We start from the raw sequence: 16,036 nt of genomic DNA, 5'->3' as shown, positions 1-16,036 counted from the left end.
CGGGCTCCGGGATGCACGGGGCGTGCGTTACCCACTGCAGGCAAGGCGGTGTGGAGGCTGGTGAACGAGTTCCAGGGAGGAAGGACGGTGCAGAGGCCAAGATCGTTCAGCAAGGGGAGGGTGGCTCCACGGCGAGTGCGGAGCTCTGGCAGGAGAGGTTCCTCCACGGCGGTCAAGTGGGTGGTTGTGGGCGTGATCGCGCTCAACGTCGTGCTGACCGGCTTCCTTGTGATGAGCCGCATTCCTCGTAACACGACTCCGGTACAGGCAGTGCCCGGTGGTGAGCAGAAGGTACCGGTGGAAGAACGCATCACGGTCATGGTTTTCAATGGCTGCGGTGTGAACGGCGTCGCCCAGCAGACGCGCCGGTTCCTCGAGGACCACAACTTCAACGTGGTGGGTCATGATAACCATGCCAATTTCAACGTGCAGCGCACGGTGGTTGTCGACCACTTCTCCGTGCAAAAGGAACGTGCGCGCAAGGTGGCCTCTGTGCTGGGGCTCGGCGAGGAGGCCGTGGTACCGAAGCTGGACCCCAAGTCTGCCTTCCAGGTCAGCGTGATTTTAGGACGGGACTACCTGCGCTTGACCCCGTTCCGTCAATAGTGAGGGCCACCTCCGGCGCAGGTGGCCTCCGAGGAGAGGAATGCCTGCTTTTTGGCTTCTACTGTACAACCTTGTCGCCATCCCGCTGTTTATCTTCACAGTGGGAATTGGCACGCTGGTGAACAAGAAGGTGCGGCGGGCCGTACTCGGGCGCCGCGCTCTTTTTGTGCAGCTGCAGAAGAAAATGGCGTTGCTGGATCGCACGGCTCCCCGGCTGTGGATCCACGCCTGCTCCATGGGGGAATTTGAACAGGCCCGCCCGCTGATTGCCGCGGCGCGGGAACGCATCCCGAACGTGGCCGTTCTGCTCAGCGTGACCTCACCTTCGGTGCGCGACCACATCACCGAAGGCGCTGAGTGCGACGTGGTCACCTACCTGCCCCTGGACACCCTCCCTGGGGCAAGGCGATTTATCCGCATAGCGCGGCCGCAAATTGGCGTGGTTGTGCGCCATGACATCTGGCCGAACCACATTGCCGCGCTGAGGCGCTCTAGGGCGCCGGCCGTGCTCATTGACGCCAGCCTGTCGGCGAAGATTTGCCCGGGGCGCTGGAGTGGCCGGGTTGTGGGGCGACTCCTCTACAGCAGCTTTGACTACATCTTGGCCACCTCCGCGGCGGAAGCCGAACGGCTGCGGGCAGTTGCCGGTGCGGGGCCCACCATCATCCCCGTCGGCGACACCCGCTACGACCAGGTCAAGCGCCGCTCAATGGAGAACGACAAGGTGCGCGACCTGCAGCACTACTTCGGCGCCTGCGCACAGCCAGTGTTTCTGGCGGGGAGCACCTGGCCGGCTGACGAACGACATCTGTTGCCCGCCTTGCGATCGTTGTGTGGCGAACTTGGGCTGCGCGTGATCTTCGTCCCCCACGAGCCGGGACAAGAACACCTTGCCGAGCTGGAGCGGCAGTTGGCAGCGCAGGGCCTGGCCAGTCTGCGACTCAGCGTCTGGCGACAAGGGGCAAAGGCGGATGGCGCCGTGCTGGTGGTGGACGAAGTGGGCATCCTTGCCAACCTCTACTCCGTGGCAGATGTGGCGTATGTGGGCGGGGGGTTCACCACGGGCGTGCATAGCGTCTTGGAACCGGCGGTGTACGGCATCCCGGTGCTCTTTGGCCCGCACCATTCGAACAGCAACGAGGCCTTGGACCTGGTGCGACGCGGTGGCGGCTTTGTCGTGAACAGCACCGAGGAGGTCGAAAAGTACCTTAGCCGCCTGCTGCACAACGGCAAGGCACGAGAGACCGCCGGCAGCCAGGCACGGGCCATGGTGGAAGAGCGCATGGGGGCGAGTGTACGCATCGTTGAATTTTTGGAGAAGATTTTGGGTGGACAGGAGGCAGGCCGGCGCTTGGCTGGCTGAGAGGGGAAAGGAGGCGAGGAAAGACTGCCACAAGCGGTTTGCTTCGGGCTGGTGGGCAGGGGTGCGATCTTAGGGAAGGATCGGTGCCTGCGCCGACACGGCGATGAAGCTTTGCGGGACTGATACATGCTGACGAGACGCCGGGCCCAGGCCAGGGGTGGCAGGAGCCCGGCAGAAGAGGAGTGACCATGAATGTAAGAGCGCTTGAGTGGGTTGATGGCAAGCTACGCATCATAGATCAGACAAAGTTGCCTGGTGAGCTTGTCTACCTGGATTTGGACACCTATGAAGCCGTGGCGGAGGCGATCGAGCATCTGCGCATCCGGGGTGCACCGGCCATTGGCGTGGCAGCTGCCTTCGGGGTGGTGCTGGCCGCGCAGAAGGTGCCAGGCTCGGAGCGGGCACGCTTCTTTGAGGAGATTGACCGCGCTATCAGCCGCCTGAAGGAAACGCGTCCTACCGGCGTCAACCTCGGCTGGGCGCTCCAGCGCATGCGCGCCGTGGTGGGACGGAATCCCAGCCGCCTGGTGAGCGAGATTACTCGGCTGCTGCTCAGGGAGGCGATGGCCATCATGGAAGAGGACCGCAAGATGTGCGAGCGCATCGGCCAGCACGGAGCGGCCCTCTTGCCAGCACAGGTGTCAGTCCTTACCCATTGCAACGCCGGTGCCTTAGCCACCGCCGGCTACGGGACCGCCTTAGGGGTGCTCTATGCCGCCCGCGAGATGCGCAAGAAGGTGACCGTGTACGTGGACGAGACGAGGCCGTTGCTGCAGGGCGCCCGCCTCACTGCCTGGGAGCTGTTCCAGGCCGGCTTCGACGTGACTCTGATTTGTGACGCGGCGGCGGCTTTCCTCATGCAGCAGGGGCGGGTGGATTGCGTCCTGGTGGGGGCAGACCGCATCGCCGCCAATGGCGATGTCGCCAACAAGGTTGGCACGTACAACCTGGCGGTGGTGGCCAGGTGTCATCAGATTCCGTTTTACGTCGCGGCGCCCAGCTCCACGCTTGACTTGGAGACAGCCACCGGGGCCGATATTCCCATTGAAGAACGGGGCGCGGAAGAGCTCATCTCCGGCTTCGGCGTGCAAATTGCCCCTGCAGGCATCAAGGTCTATAACCCCGCCTTCGACGTGACGCCGCATGAGCTGGTGAGCGCCATCATCACCGAAAAAGGGGTGATTACCCCGCCGTTTGCGGAAAAGCTGCGAAATAATGCTTGATTTAGTAAGAGTTTTGCCGTATATTTCACCGTCAAGGGCGAAGGCGGAAAAGTCTCATTCTCACGAGGGAGCTGCAAGATGCGGAAACGTTTGATCGCTGTAGGAGTACTGGTGTTTCTGGGAGCAAGCCTTGTTCTGTTGGGGTGCCAGTCCAAGGAGGTGACCTCGGCCAAGGTGTACATCCAGCAAGACGACTGGGCCAAGGCGACTGAGCAATTGGAGATGGCGGTAAAGATCTACCCTCAGGACGCAGAAGCTCACTTCTTGCTGGGGCAGGCCTATGCGCAGCGCGGGGATTTTGCGGGGATGCGCAAAGAGTTTGACGCCTCGTTGGCCATTTCGCCTCGTTTTGAGCCGCGCATCAAGCACGATATCGAGCGCCATTGGGTCTCCTACTTCAACAACGGCATCAAGAGGGTAAATGCCGGGCAGCTGGCGGCGGCCAAGGAGGACTTCCTGACCTGCCTGGTCATCGATGCAAAGCGCACTGAGGCCTACAAGAATCTGGGCTACACCTATGTGCAACTGGACAGTCTGAAGCGGGCTATTGCCATGTACGAGAAGGTGGTGGAGCTTGCGCCAAATGATAAGGACGCCTACCGCTCCCTGACCTCGCTGTACATGCAGGCTGAGGAGTACCCGCAGGTGCTGAGGATTGCTGACCGGCGCCTGGAGCTGGACCCCGGCGATGTCGATGCCATCGCCAGCAAGGCGCTGGCCTACGACTACATGGGCGAGGGAGACAAGGCGCTGGGCGAGTACGAGCAGGCCTTGCAGCAGCAGCCCGACAATCCAGACCTCCTCTTCAACCTCGGACGCTTGCACTATCTGCGCGGCAACTACGAGAAGGCTATCGAGCAGTTTGAGAAGGTGATCGAGAAGAACCCCGACGACGCCGACGCCTTGGTGAACGTGGGCAACGCCTATCTGAGCATCGGCGACCAGATCAGGAAGCGAGCGGTAGAAGAGGAGGAGAAGGGGAAGCGGTTCAATGAGAAGGAAATTGAAGATCTGAAGAAGCAGATCGAGAAATACCACTGTGGCGCTATTCCCTATTTGGAGAGAGCCGTACAGCTGAAGCCGGACAATGCGAACGCATGGTACAACTTGGGCGTGGCCTATGTGAACTGCGGCCGCCGTGAGGACGGAGAGAAGGCGTTCGACCGTGCGGCGGAACTGCGCAAGTAGCCGCAAGGCACAGATCGGCGTGCGAGGCCCCGTGTACACGGGGCCTTTTTGTTGGTGGCGCGGCACAGCCGTCGCCGGCCCTTGGGACGCGAGGGAGCAAGGTTAGGGCGTAGTTTTCGCTTGATTTTGAGCAGTGTTTCGCGTACCTTATTCACGGCAGTTGAACATCTTGTCGAGGCATGTGGCGGTGGGTGACGAACTTGACATAGTCCGGGAGCGGATCAAACGGCGCGGCGGGCTGCCGCGGCACGTGGCCATCATCATGGACGGCAATGGTCGCTGGGCCAAACAGAGGGGCTTGCCGCGCGTGGCAGGCCATCGAGAAGGGATAAACTCGGTGCGTGCCGTGGTGGAGGCCTGCGGCGAGTTGGGCATCCAGGTGCTGACGCTGTACACCTTTTCCACGGAGAACTGGTGGCGGCCCCGCAACGAAGTCTCGGCCCTCATGCGGCTCCTGCTTGAGACCACCCGCAGGGAAGTGGACGAGCTGGACAAGAACAATGTGCGCCTGATGACCATCGGCCACATCGAAGACCTTCCGCTGGCCGCCCGCCGCGGCATGATGACGACCGTGCAACGCCTGAGCAAGAACACCGGCCTGACCGTCAACTTGGCGCTGAGCTATGGTGGCCGCGTGGAGATTGTGGACGCAGTCAGGGCCATTGCCGACGCCACCCTGCGCGGCGAGCTGACGCCAGAGCAGATCGATGAGGCTACAGTGTCGCGCTACCTCTACACGCGGGACATTCCCGACCCTGATCTGCTCATCAGGACCAGCGGTGAGCTGCGCATCAGCAACTTTCTGCTCTGGCAACTGGCCTACACCGAAATCTACGTGACCGACGTGCTTTGGCCAGATTTCCGCAAGGCGGAGTTCTTCGCCGCCATTGAGGCTTATCAGCGCAGGGAACGCCGTTTTGGGCGAGTGAGCGAACAGCTCGTGGACGGCTGATGCCCCTGTGCTCCAGCCGAGGCAGTGACCGCGGGGTCTCCCTCCAGCGCTTCGCTTCTTCGCGATCTTGCCCCATGTGCGGAACAGCTGCAGTGGTTTTGTGCGCAACTTCCTGGGACCTCGGCAGTTCGAGTCGGAACTTTGCCCGACAGGGTTCCGTTTAAGTCTTGGTTTTCTGGAATCTCCCTGGTGATGAGGCGTCATGCGTGAGCGTCGCTGGGTGTTGCTGGTGGTTGCCGTGCTGGCAGTGGTGGCTTTGGTGGCCTACTACGGCTGGCGGATCAGTGGTGCCAGCCAGCGCATCCACAACCTGGTGATCGAGTCGGTTAGGTCTGCCCTTGGCGAAAGCTTCTCAGTAGACCGGGTGGAGGTGGGCTTTGGTACGATCCACCTGCGCGATGTGCAGCTTGACCGTCGCACCTTTCTTTTGCAAGCCGACGAGGTGCGCCTCGGCTTCAGCCTCATGCGCCTCCTCCTGGGCGGGCTCGAGTCCGCACAGATGGGCGGCAACGCCCTGGTTGTCAATCCCCGTCTGATCATTCGCCGGCAGCCGGCCACTGGAGCGGCCTCAGTGCAAGCGACTGCGCCGCAACCGCAGCATTCTGCGCCAACTGGCACCGCGAAGCCTTTTGCCCTGCTGAGAGGAGTGACCATAAGCGGGGGGCAGATTGTCCTTGCCGACAGCACTGGACAGCAGTTGGTGGTGGTGCGGGATGCCGAGGGAATGGCCCTGGCCGACCAGGAAACCCGCGCGTCTTTCCATTTGACCGGAAAAGTTTTCTCCTCCAGCGGGCGGAGCCTCCACTTGCACGGGTCCATTGACTTGACCGACTTTAGGCTGGAACAAGCAGAGCTTGCCCTCCACGCCTACGACCTGAGCACAATCCCGCCGCTGGCGAAAGGGCGGATAGTTCGCAAGAAGGGAAAGGTCGAGGGGTCCCTTTTGGTGCGTTCGGCCCCGACGTGGCCCTGGGGGTTGGCTTTGACCGGCTCGCTGCAGCTCTCTGGAGGCAAAGTGCTCCTGCGGGACACAGAGCTCTCATTGGACAACCTCTCCGTTGCCATCGACAGCAAGGGTGACACTTTGGAGCTTGCCGCACAGGGACTGGTGCAGGATGCGGAGCTCAAGCTGCGCGGGTATCTCTACGACTTGCTGCGGCCCCGGGTGGACCTGGTTCTCAGCGGGCGAGGCGTCGAGCTGGAGGCGCTGGCACCGGTGGTCGCCCCCTCGGCCAAGGTTCGGCTTTCCGGGAAGGCAACGCTGCAGGTGGCCGTGCAGGGCCGCCCGGATTCCTTGCGGGCGAACGGCTGGGCCTCGCTTCCGCGCCTCAAGGTGGGTGGGTTCACGGCCAGGCAGGCACAGGTGGGCTTTTCCTATGCCGACTCCGTGTTGCGGGTTCGGCACGTGCGTCTGAACTGCTTCGGGAACGACGTCGAGGGGGTGGGGACAATGACTTTCACCCAGGCAGGAGCACGGCTCCAGGCGCAACTGCGCGGCCGCGGCGATCTGGCTGGCGAGCTCCGTCGCATGCTGGCCGCCTCTGTGACCAGCTGTCCGGATTCGTTCGCCGTGGAGGTCGGCGGCTCTGCCGCTGCCCCGTGGCTGCGCGGTCGGTTTGGCCTGGCTCTGCTGGACGAGCATGGCGCGGCCGTGCCCATGCAAGGGACGCTTGCTCTTGCGGGCCGCAAGACGGAAGTGATGGTCGAGGGCCCGCAAGGGTTGCATCTCCAGGCACGGGTGGACGGTCCTCAGATGGCCGTCGAGGGTCAGAACCTGCAGGCGCCGGCCTCGGTCTTGTGGAAGCTCCCGGCCCGCGCGCAGTTCCGCCGCCGCCTCGAGTGCGACGTCGCCCTGCACGGGCGCCGGGACAGCCTGGCCACCCTTGTCGAAGGGCGGTGGCGGGACGAAAACGACCTCGTTCACCCCCTGCTGAGCACCAGCGGGTTGCTTGTCGGCAGCAAGCAGCGCCGCAGCTGGCGCAGCAGCCTCAAGTTCTTCCCCGCAGACCAAGAGCCGGTTGATGGCCTGCTGGAGCTGAACCTGCGCAAAGGGGTGGTGGAAGTCAGCCGCTTCATGTTGGGCGAGTCGGTGAACGCAGGACTCAAGATCGAGGGGGAGAAGGTGCAGGGCCGACTGCGTCTGCAGGGGGCGCCTTTGGCATACTTTGCGCTGGTGGCGGACACCGTGGCCCACGGCCAGCTATCCGGGGAGATCAACCTGGGCGGCTCGACGAGGTCGCCGTGCATCGAGGGCGCCCTGCAGCTTGCCAGCGCCCATTTCCACCGGCAGGGGCCTTTTGCTGGCGAACTGGCCTTCCAGGTGCAGGATTCGACTGTTTACCTCCGGCGACTCGCCATCCGCCATGGCTCCCGGCAGATTGCCAGCGCCGAGGGCGCGCTTGGGCCAGGCCGGCGCATCACCCAGCTGAAGCTCACCGGTGCCGACATCGACCTCGAAGCCATCGTGGCAGCCGTTACTGGGAAGACAGACGTGATCGGGGGGCGGGCTACCCTCCGCCTGGTCGCCCAGGACGGGCCACAAGGATTGACTCTCAACGGCGATGGGACGGTTGTGGAGGGGCGGCTCTTGAACGTCGCTTTTGACACGTTGCGCCTGGTCTCGGCAGGGCGGCCAGAGGTCCTTCCCGAAGGAGCGAGCGGGCGTGACTATGTATGGATGCCTGTGCTGCGCCTGGTGCGCAAGGGGGTGTTCACCATCCAGGGCAAAGGAGCGCTGCCCTTGAACCTCGCCGACCCGATGTCGGTGGAGATTGCTGGCCAAGGAGACCCGCTGGCCCTGGTGGACGAAGCCTCCCGCTTTGTCAAGCAGGGGAAGAGCCGAGGCGCCCTGCATCTGCGCATCGGAGGTGCCTTGGCAGACCCGCGGCTTGAGCAGGGAGAGCTGACGATCGAGCAGGGGGAGCTACGCTTTGCCTCAGTGGTGCCCGTGGTCAAAGAGCTGAAGGGGACGTTCCGTCTGAACCCGGAGAGCCGCTTTGTGGAGGTGAGCGAGTTGCGCGGCCTCATGGGTGGCGAGCCCTTCGTCATCTACAACGTGCCGGCGGTCGGCGCGGAATACCGCCGGGCACTGCAGCCATTTGAGCTGGGAGACCTCGGCGTCAGTCTCGGCATCCTCGTGGTGGAAACCTCCGCGGACGGCGTGGTGCTCAACCTTCCTGGCCTCATGGAGGCCGGCGAGTACGGCCGATTCCAGCTGCTGGGCTCTGGCAGTAGCGACCACTTCTGCATAGCCGGCCCTGTGGACCGGCTTGTCTTGTACGGCACCATGGTGCTCCATGGAGTGCGTTTCGGGTACCCCTTCAACGGCGGCGGGCAGGCGGTAAGCCCGGAGGTGACCGAACTGCTGGAGACGGTGGAATGGGACCTGCGCGTCGTGCCGGGCACCAATACGCGCTATGTGAAGCAGCTGCCAGGCGGGCTGGACAATGTGTACGTGACGCTGGACCTGGATGAGCGCTACGGAGGCCTGCGCTTCACCGGGCAGTTGCGCGACAAGAGTTTCCGCATCGAGGGCGAGCTCAGATCGACGCGCGGCACGGTGGAGTACTTGGACATGAACTTCCGCCTGGAGCAGGCGGGCATCGAATTCGACCGCAACACGTTAGTGCCGGTGGTCTATGGCAGGGCATACACGACGGTTGCCGATTCCAACGGCATCCCCTCGCAGATCTATCTGACGCTTGCCACGGTGGACCGCGCGCTGGAGGGGCGCCGAGTCGATGAACGGGCACTGGACCAGCGCTACCGGGCGCGCTGGGATGAGCTGCGTTTCCAGCTCTCCTCCGACAACGCCAGCCTGGGAAGCAATGAGGCGCAGCTCTTGGCCAGCTTGGGCTACACGCCAGAGCGGCTGCGCCAAAAGACCGTGGATGTCATCGGCATCAGTGCCGACAACTTGGTCTTCCGTCCGCTGTTCCGGCCATTCGAACGCCGTCTGGAACGCTTCCTTGGCCTGGACGTGGTGCGCCTCAGCTCGCGCCTGACGCGCAACCTGATCGAGATGAACTTGGCGACCACCACGCCCATGCCCAGCAAGCTCTACCTCCTGCGCAGCAGTCGCCTGACCGTGGGCAAGTACTTGAGCGACGACCTGTACTTGGTCTATACCGGCCAGCTCGAGTCGGGGCTGGACTATCGCTACCAGGCGCCAGGCCTTGGCCTGCATCACACCCTCGGCTTGGAACTGCGCATCAACCCGAAGTTGCTGATCGAAATGGAGTACGACTATGACGGGCTGCTGCTGTGGCGCAAGGACGATACGCGTCTGTGGATCAGGCACTGGTTCCCCTTCTGAGCGGTAGGCGCAAGGCACTTTTTTTCCTTGGCAATTTTCTTGGGATTTTGTACATTGACGCGGCAATAGATGGAGGTAGGATTGTGAGGTTTCGACCCTTCAAAGTGCTCATAGCCGGCCTGGTGCTGGTCATGCTCACGGTCAGTGGCACCGCCGCCTTGGGCCAGACAGGTAAGCGCAGCGTCAAACTGCTGGGCCTGTCGGTGGAAGGCAACAAGACCGCCGACGGCAACATGATCCGCCTCAGTTCTGGCCTCACGGTGGGCAACCAGATCACCAGCGACGACATCCAGAACGCCATCCGCCAGCTCTGGAACTTGGATATCTTCTCGGACGTGCAAATCCTGCTCGATCGCGAAGTGGCTGATGGGGTTTTCCTCAGCATAAAAGTAAGCGAGTACCCGCGGTTAGAGAAGGTGGAGATCGAGGGGAACAAGAAGCTCAAGAAGGAAGAGATCGACAACAAGCTGAACTTCTATCGCGGCCAGGTGGTGAGTCAGCGGGCCCTGCAGCGCGCGCGCAGAAAGCTCAAGGGTGCCTACAAGGAGAAGGGGCATCTGCTGGCCAAAATCGACATGCAGGTGCGCGCCACCGAGACGCCCGACCGCGTGGTTGTGCGGGTGGTCATCGACGAAGGGAAGAAGGTCCAGATCAAAAAGATCGACTTCTACGGCAATGTGGCCTTCGACGACGGCAAGTTGCGCAAGCAGATGAAGGACACCAAAGAGGACCGTTGGTGGCGCGGCGCGGACTTTGACCGGAAGAAATACGAGCAGGACCTCGAGAAGGTAGTGGAGTTCTACCACAACCATGGCTACCGCGACGCCGAAATCCTTCGTGACTCCGTCTACTACGGCAGTGCCGGCGACGATATGTACATCGCCATCTGGGTGCACGAGGGGGAGCAGTATCGCTTCGGCAACATCACCTGGGAAGGGAACAAGGTCTATTCCCAAGAGGAGCTGGCCCGCCTGCTCGATTTCAAGGAGGGCGACATCTACGACAAGGGGAAGCTGAACAAGGCCGTTTTTGAGAAGATCGGCGGCCTGTACTACGACAACGGCTACATCTACGCCACCATCAGCCCCAAGGAACGTCCGCTAGGCAACGACCGGGTGGATATCCACTTCGTGGTGATGGAGAACGACCAGGCGCACATCTACAAGATTCACATAACTGGCAACAGCAAGACCAAGGAAAAAGTGATCCGCCGCGAGTTGCGTATCCGGCCCGGCGAAGTGTTCAACCGCGAGCTGCTCATCCGCAGCCAGCGCGAGGTGTACATGCTCAACTACTTCGCTAACGTGGAACCGAAGGTGCAGCCTGTGGACGAGAAGCAGGTGGACGTCGAGCTCAAGGTGGAAGAAAAGTCCACTGACACGGCCAACATGTCCGCCGGCTGGAGCGAGCGCGACAAGATGATTGGCAGCATCGGCGTGTCCATGAACAACCTGTTCGGCAACGGCCAGCGCCTGAGCTTCGATTGGAACTTTGGCCGCAGCTTTAGGTCGTTCATGATTAGCTTCACCGAGCCATGGTTGTTCGACACGCCCAGCCTGGCGGGCTTTAGCTTCTACGACACAAGGCGGGACCCGCTGTACATCGGCTACCGGCAACGCAGCCGGGGCGGTTCGCTGCGCGTGGGAAGGCGTTTCCGCTGGCCGGACAACTACTTCCGCGGGGACTGGATCTTCGCCGTCGACCAGACGCAGCTGTCGGACTTTTTGCCCATCCTGCTGGAGACCAACCCTTATTTCAAGCGGTATGAAGAGATGGGGCCATTGACCAGCCGCAGCATCGCGCAGATCATCTCCCGGAACAGCCTCGACCATCCGGAGTTTCCACGGCGCGGCTCGCAGGTCACTTTGCAGACGCAGATTGCCGGTGGGCCTCTGGGCGGCAACGTCGGCTACCACAAGCATCAGTTCTCCAGCGAATGGTTCCTGCCGGCCTTCTGGCAGTTGATCCTCCACTTGGGCCTGGAGGCCGGGTACATGGACGGCTTTGCGCGCGGTTCGCGCATCCCTTATCTTGACCTGTTCTTCATCGGTGGCGAAGGGATGTCGCGCTCCACGCCGCTCCGTGGCTACCAGGACCCCTTGGCAGGCTATGCGAGCGCCAGGGGTGACCGTGTGTTGCTCAAGTACACTGCCGAGCTGCGTCTGCCCATTGTGCCTAACCCCACGGTGTTCGGCCTGATCTTCGCGGAGGCGGGCAACACCTGGCCGACCATGACGCGCACCGACCCCACCGACCTCAAGCGCTCCGTGGGCCTAGGCGCGCGCGTGTACATGCCCATGATCGGCATCCTCGGCTTTGACTATGCATACGGTTTCGACAACATCGACGCCCGAACAGGCGAGCGGCGGGGCAGGTGGGTGCCGCACTTTGTCTTTGGCAGGGGCTTTTGAGAGAGAAGCGTGAAAGGTGTGGCCATCGCGTTTCGCGACTGGCTGCGGTTGAGCAGGTAAGTGTGAGGAGGTAACAGTGAAAGCACGCGTTTTGACCTTGGTGATGGGCCTGTTGGTCATTGCTCTTGTTGCCGACGGGGCATTGGCGCAGAAGATGAAGATCGGCTACATCAACTCGCAGAAGATCCTGCAGAACTACAAGGAGGCGCAGGACGCGCAGAAAAAGTTCGATGAGATCAATGCGGGGTGGGAGGGCCAGGTGCGCGAGATGCAGCGCCAGCTGCAGGAGCTCTCTGACCAGCTGGAAGCCCAGAGCCTGCTGCTCAGCGAACAGCGCAAGCAGGAGAAGCAGCAGGAGATCCAGAATCTGTACATGAGCATCCAGCAGTTTCAGATGGAAAAGTGGGGCCAGAACGGCGAGGCCTTCCGCAAGGAACGGGAGCTGATGGAGCCGATCATCAACTCCATCACCGCAGTGATCAAGAAGATCGGTGAGGCCGAAGGGTTCACCTACATCTTCGACGGCGTCAACGGCAACATCGTGTACGCGGCTCCAGACCAGCCGGACCTGACGGACCGCGTGATTGAGGGACTCAACAAGAGCGTCAAGACCACCGGCTCCAAGGGTTAGAGGTCGAGGCAGCTGGCGAGCGACGCGTGGCGATGACGCTGGCTGACATCGCCGCCCGCGTGGGTGGCACGGTTACTGGGGACGGACAGGTGCGCATCACCGGTCTAGGCAAGATCCAGGATGCGCGCCAAGGGGAGTTGACTTTCTTAGCGAACCCCAAGTACGCAAAGTTTGTCCCCTCCACGCGGGCTTCGGCGATCATCCTCGGCCAGGACTTTCAGGGCGAATGCCCCATTCCGGCCATTCGCGTCAAGGACCCGTATCTTGCCTTCCTGAGGGCTGTCCTGCTCTTTCACCCACCGGAGGAGACGTTGCCGGCTGGTGTCCACCCTGCGGCGGCGGTCGACCCCTCAGCCGAGCTCGGCGAGGGAGTGGCCATCGGCCCGCTGGCGGTGGTCGGTCGCAATGTGCGCCTGGGTCGCAACGTGAAGGTCTACCCTTGCGTGGTCCTCTACCCCAATGTGACGGTGGGCGAGGACTCGGTCATCCATGCCAACGTCACCGTGCGTGAGGGTGTGCAAATCGGCAGGCGGGTCATCATCCATAGCGGTGCGGTGCTTGGCGCGGACGGCTTTGGGTTTGTGTTCCAGGAAGACCACTACGAGAAGCTGCCGCAGACGGGCACGGTGATCGTCGAGGACGACGTCGAAATCGGGGCGAACACCACCATCGACCGAGCCACGCTCGGGGCCACCATTCTCCGGCGCGGGGCAAAGTTGGACAATCTCATCCAGATTGCCCACAACGTGGAGGTGGGCGAACACACGGTCATCGCTGCGCAGGCAGGTATCTCGGGGAGCACGCGGGTGGGTAAGCGCGTGAAGATCGGCGGCCAGGCAGGCTTTGTCGGGCACCTGACCATCGGCGATGATGCCACCATCGGTGCCCAAGCGGGCGTGGCCAAGGATGTACCGGCGGGCATGTTTGTCATCGGCTACCCTGCCCGTGAGATGGCAAGCTACCACCGTTCGCTGGCGGCGTTGGCGCGCCTGCCGGAGCTCATCAAGAAGGTCAGGCAGTTGGAAAAGGAACTGGAGGAGCTGCGCGCTACCGGCAAGAAGCAGGGGTAGTGAACTCTCCACAGCAATGGCGAAGACAGTCATGAGGATGGACGGTTAATGTTGCGGCAACAGCAGACCATCAAGAAGGCGATCTCCTATTCGGGGATAGGCCTGCACACAGGGAGCAAGGCCAAGGTCACCTTCAAGCCGGCCCCCGTCAACAGTGGCATCCGCTTCAAGCGCGTGGACTTGGAGAACTCGGTGGAGATACCCGCCGACATCGACCACGTGGTGGATATCTCCCGTGGCACGACTCTCGGCCTTGGTGAGGTGCGCATCCACACGGTGGAGCATGTGTTGGCGGCCATTGCCGGCCTGGAGATCGACAACATCCTGGTGGAAATCGACGGCAACGAGCCGCCGGTGGGCGACGGCAGCGCCATGCCCTTCGTCAAGGTGTTGCTGGACGCCGGACTGGTGGAGCAGGATTCGCCCAAGGACTATTTGAACATCGATCGCACCCTCACCTACAGCGACCCGGCCAACGGGGTTGATCTGGTAGTGGTGCCCTCCGACGAATTCCGCATCACCTTCATGGTGGATTATAAGAACCCTGCCTTGGGCACGCAGTACACCTCGATGTACTCGCTGACCGACGAGTTTGTCAGCGAGTATGCGCCGGCGCGCACCTTCTGCTTCCTGCACGAGGTGGAGCAGTTGTGGGAAGCCGGCCTCATCAAGGGTGGCAGCTTGGACAACGCCATCGTCATCTGCGACCGGCAGATGAGCGACGAGGAGTTGGAGGCACTGCGCCGCAAGCTGAACCTCAGCGAGGACATCAAACTGGGCAAGAACGGTATTCTCAACGGCCGCGAGCTGCGCTATCCCAACGAGCCGGTGCGGCACAAGGCCTTAGACCTCATCGGTGACTTGGCGCTGCTGGGCGTGCCGTTGCGCGCCCACGTGTTGGCCGCGCGCTCAGGCCATGCCGCCAACGTCGAGCTGGTCAAGGGCATCCGCAAGGAGTACAAGAAGCAGCTCATCAAGGCCAAGTACCAGAAGACCTCCGTGGAAGGCCTGGTCATGGATATCGATGGCATCCAGCGCATTCTGCCCCATCGCTATCCGTTTCTCCTGGTGGACAAGATCGTGGACCTGATCCCGCAGGAGAAAGTGGTGGGCGTGAAGAACGTCACCGTCAGCGAGTGGTTTTTCCAGGGGCACTTTCCCGGCAGGCCCATCATGCCTGGCGTGCTCATCCTGGAGGCGATGGCGCAGGTGGGCGGCCTGTTGCTGCTGGACGCCGAGGACGACCCCGTGGGCAAACTGGTCTACTTCGCCGGCATCGACAACGTCCGCTTCCGCAAGCCGGTCTTGCCTGGGGACCAATTGGTCTTTGAAGTGGAGATTGTCAAATTCCGCAAGACGCTTTCCAAGATGGCCGGCAAGGCCTTTGTCGCCGGAGACCTGGTCTGTGAGGCGGAGTTTTCCGCCGCCATAGTTGACGAAAAGCTGGTACCGCACAAGGAGTAAGCGAGGAGAGGCGCGTCTGACCGACATTCATCCCACTGCCCTGGTCGAACCTGCTGCTGAACTGGGCAACGGCGTGTCCGTGGGCCCGTTTTCTGTCATCGAGAAGAATGTCATCATTGGGGAGGGGACGTCCGTTGCCTCGCACGTGCTCATTGCCTCTGGTACGCGCATCGGCAAGGAGTGCTGCGTGCACCACGGGGCGGTGTTGGGCACCGTGCCCCAGGACCTGAAATTCGGGTTCGAGGAGACCACCCTGGAGATTGGCGATCGCACAGTCATCCGCGAGTACGCCACGCTCAACCGGGGCACCAAGGAGCACTGGAAGACCGTGGTGGGCAGCGATTGCCTGCTGATGGCGTACACGCACGTGGCGCACGACTGCGTGGTGGGGGACCACGTGATTATGGCCAATTCTGCCAATCTCGCCGGGCACGTGACCATCGAGGAGTGGGCCACATTGGGTGGGCTGTTGGCCGTGCACCAGTTCGTGCGCATCGGCCGCCACGCCTTTGTCGGCGCAGGCTGCAAAGCGATGAAGGACGTGCCGCCGTACGTGCTGGCCATGGCCGAGCCACTGCAGTTTGCCGGGCTGAACTCGGTGGGACTGCGGCGGCGCGGGTTTGCGCCAGAGACGTTGCTGTTGCTCAAGCGGGCCTATCGCCTGCTGTATCGCTCCAAGCTGAACGTGAGCCAGGCATTAGCACGCATCCGCGAAGAGCTGCCGCAGACGGAGGAGATCCAGCACATCGTGCGCTTCATCGAGGAGAGCAGGCGCGGGATCATATGATGCTCGCTTGCGCAGACGGCCCGGCA

General features: G+C 62.3%; 11 protein-coding genes. All 11 read left to right on the top strand.

The annotated features are described in order from the left end of the window. Positions 1 to 87: 87 nt before the first annotated feature. The 11 genes from NUW13_05155 (at position 88) to lpxA (ending at position 16,010) form a co-directional block, all read left to right on the top strand. A complete protein-coding gene (locus NUW13_05155) occupies positions 88 to 606 on the top strand; it encodes a LytR C-terminal domain-containing protein (protein ID MCR4438414.1) in 519 nt (172 codons plus the stop codon). A 40-nt stretch (positions 607 to 646) separates the two neighbouring features. After that, positions 647 to 1,969 (top strand): hypothetical protein, encoded by a 1,323-nt coding sequence (locus NUW13_05150; GenBank protein MCR4438413.1) that lies wholly within the window; start codon positions 647 to 649, stop codon positions 1,967 to 1,969. 188 nt (positions 1,970 to 2,157) lie between these two features. Next, a complete protein-coding gene (gene mtnA / locus NUW13_05145) occupies positions 2,158 to 3,192 on the top strand; it encodes an S-methyl-5-thioribose-1-phosphate isomerase (GenBank protein MCR4438412.1) in 1,035 nt (344 codons plus the stop codon). A 78-nt stretch (positions 3,193 to 3,270) separates the two neighbouring features. Next, on the top strand, positions 3,271 to 4,380 hold the full coding sequence (locus tag NUW13_05140; protein MCR4438411.1) for a tetratricopeptide repeat protein: 1,110 nt from the start codon (positions 3,271 to 3,273) through the stop codon (positions 4,378 to 4,380). A 187-nt stretch (positions 4,381 to 4,567) separates the two neighbouring features. Continuing rightward, entirely contained in the window at positions 4,568 to 5,332 is a 765-nt protein-coding gene (locus tag NUW13_05135) for an isoprenyl transferase (GenBank protein MCR4438410.1), read from the top strand. 202 nt (positions 5,333 to 5,534) lie between these two features. Next, positions 5,535 to 9,647: a translocation/assembly module TamB domain-containing protein gene (locus tag NUW13_05130; GenBank protein ID MCR4438409.1), complete on the top strand. Its 4,113-nt coding sequence runs from the start codon at positions 5,535 to 5,537 to the stop codon at positions 9,645 to 9,647. A gap of 83 nt (positions 9,648 to 9,730) precedes the next feature. Beyond that, complete coding sequence (bamA, locus tag NUW13_05125) at positions 9,731 to 12,058, top strand: outer membrane protein assembly factor BamA (GenBank protein MCR4438408.1); 2,328 nt, start codon at positions 9,731 to 9,733, stop codon at positions 12,056 to 12,058. A gap of 76 nt (positions 12,059 to 12,134) precedes the next feature. Next, positions 12,135 to 12,689 carry an OmpH family outer membrane protein gene (locus NUW13_05120; GenBank protein MCR4438407.1) on the top strand — a complete coding sequence of 185 codons (555 nt, stop codon included), beginning with the start codon at positions 12,135 to 12,137 and terminating at the stop codon, positions 12,687 to 12,689. 32 nt (positions 12,690 to 12,721) lie between these two features. Beyond that, positions 12,722 to 13,759: a UDP-3-O-(3-hydroxymyristoyl)glucosamine N-acyltransferase gene (gene lpxD, locus NUW13_05115; GenBank protein MCR4438406.1), complete on the top strand. Its 1,038-nt coding sequence runs from the start codon at positions 12,722 to 12,724 to the stop codon at positions 13,757 to 13,759. 48 nt (positions 13,760 to 13,807) lie between these two features. Continuing rightward, positions 13,808 to 15,223, top strand: a complete 1,416-nt coding sequence (locus NUW13_05110; GenBank protein ID MCR4438405.1) for a bifunctional UDP-3-O-[3-hydroxymyristoyl] N-acetylglucosamine deacetylase/3-hydroxyacyl-ACP dehydratase — start codon at positions 13,808 to 13,810, stop codon at positions 15,221 to 15,223. Then, positions 15,192 to 16,010, top strand: a complete 819-nt coding sequence (gene lpxA / locus NUW13_05105; protein MCR4438404.1) for an acyl-ACP--UDP-N-acetylglucosamine O-acyltransferase — start codon at positions 15,192 to 15,194, stop codon at positions 16,008 to 16,010. Before NUW13_05110 ends, lpxA begins: the two co-directional genes overlap by 32 nt. Positions 16,011 to 16,036 lie beyond the last annotated feature (26 nt).

It is taken from the genome of candidate division KSB1 bacterium (genome assembly GCA_024655945.1).
GTDB lineage: Bacteria > Zhuqueibacterota > Zhuqueibacteria > JANLFK01 > Oleimicrobiaceae > Oleimicrobium.
The sequence above is the reverse complement of the archived record's forward strand: the minus strand, read 5'-3'. Positions and strand labels throughout refer to the sequence as shown.

Excerpts from the sequence above, each read along its gene's own strand:
- NUW13_05150 (MCR4438413.1), top strand. The coding sequence starts at position 647 with ATGCCTGCTTTTTGGCTTCTACTGTACAACCTTGTCGCCATCCCGCTG.
- mtnA (MCR4438412.1), top strand. The coding sequence starts at position 2,158 with ATGAATGTAAGAGCGCTTGAGTGGGTTGATGGCAAGCTACGCATCATA.
- NUW13_05140 (MCR4438411.1), top strand. The coding sequence starts at position 3,271 with ATGCGGAAACGTTTGATCGCTGTAGGAGTACTGGTGTTTCTGGGAGCA.
- NUW13_05130 (MCR4438409.1), top strand. The coding sequence starts at position 5,535 with ATGCGTGAGCGTCGCTGGGTGTTGCTGGTGGTTGCCGTGCTGGCAGTG.
- lpxD (MCR4438406.1), top strand. The coding sequence starts at position 12,722 with ATGACGCTGGCTGACATCGCCGCCCGCGTGGGTGGCACGGTTACTGGG.
- NUW13_05110 (MCR4438405.1), top strand. The coding sequence starts at position 13,808 with ATGTTGCGGCAACAGCAGACCATCAAGAAGGCGATCTCCTATTCGGGG.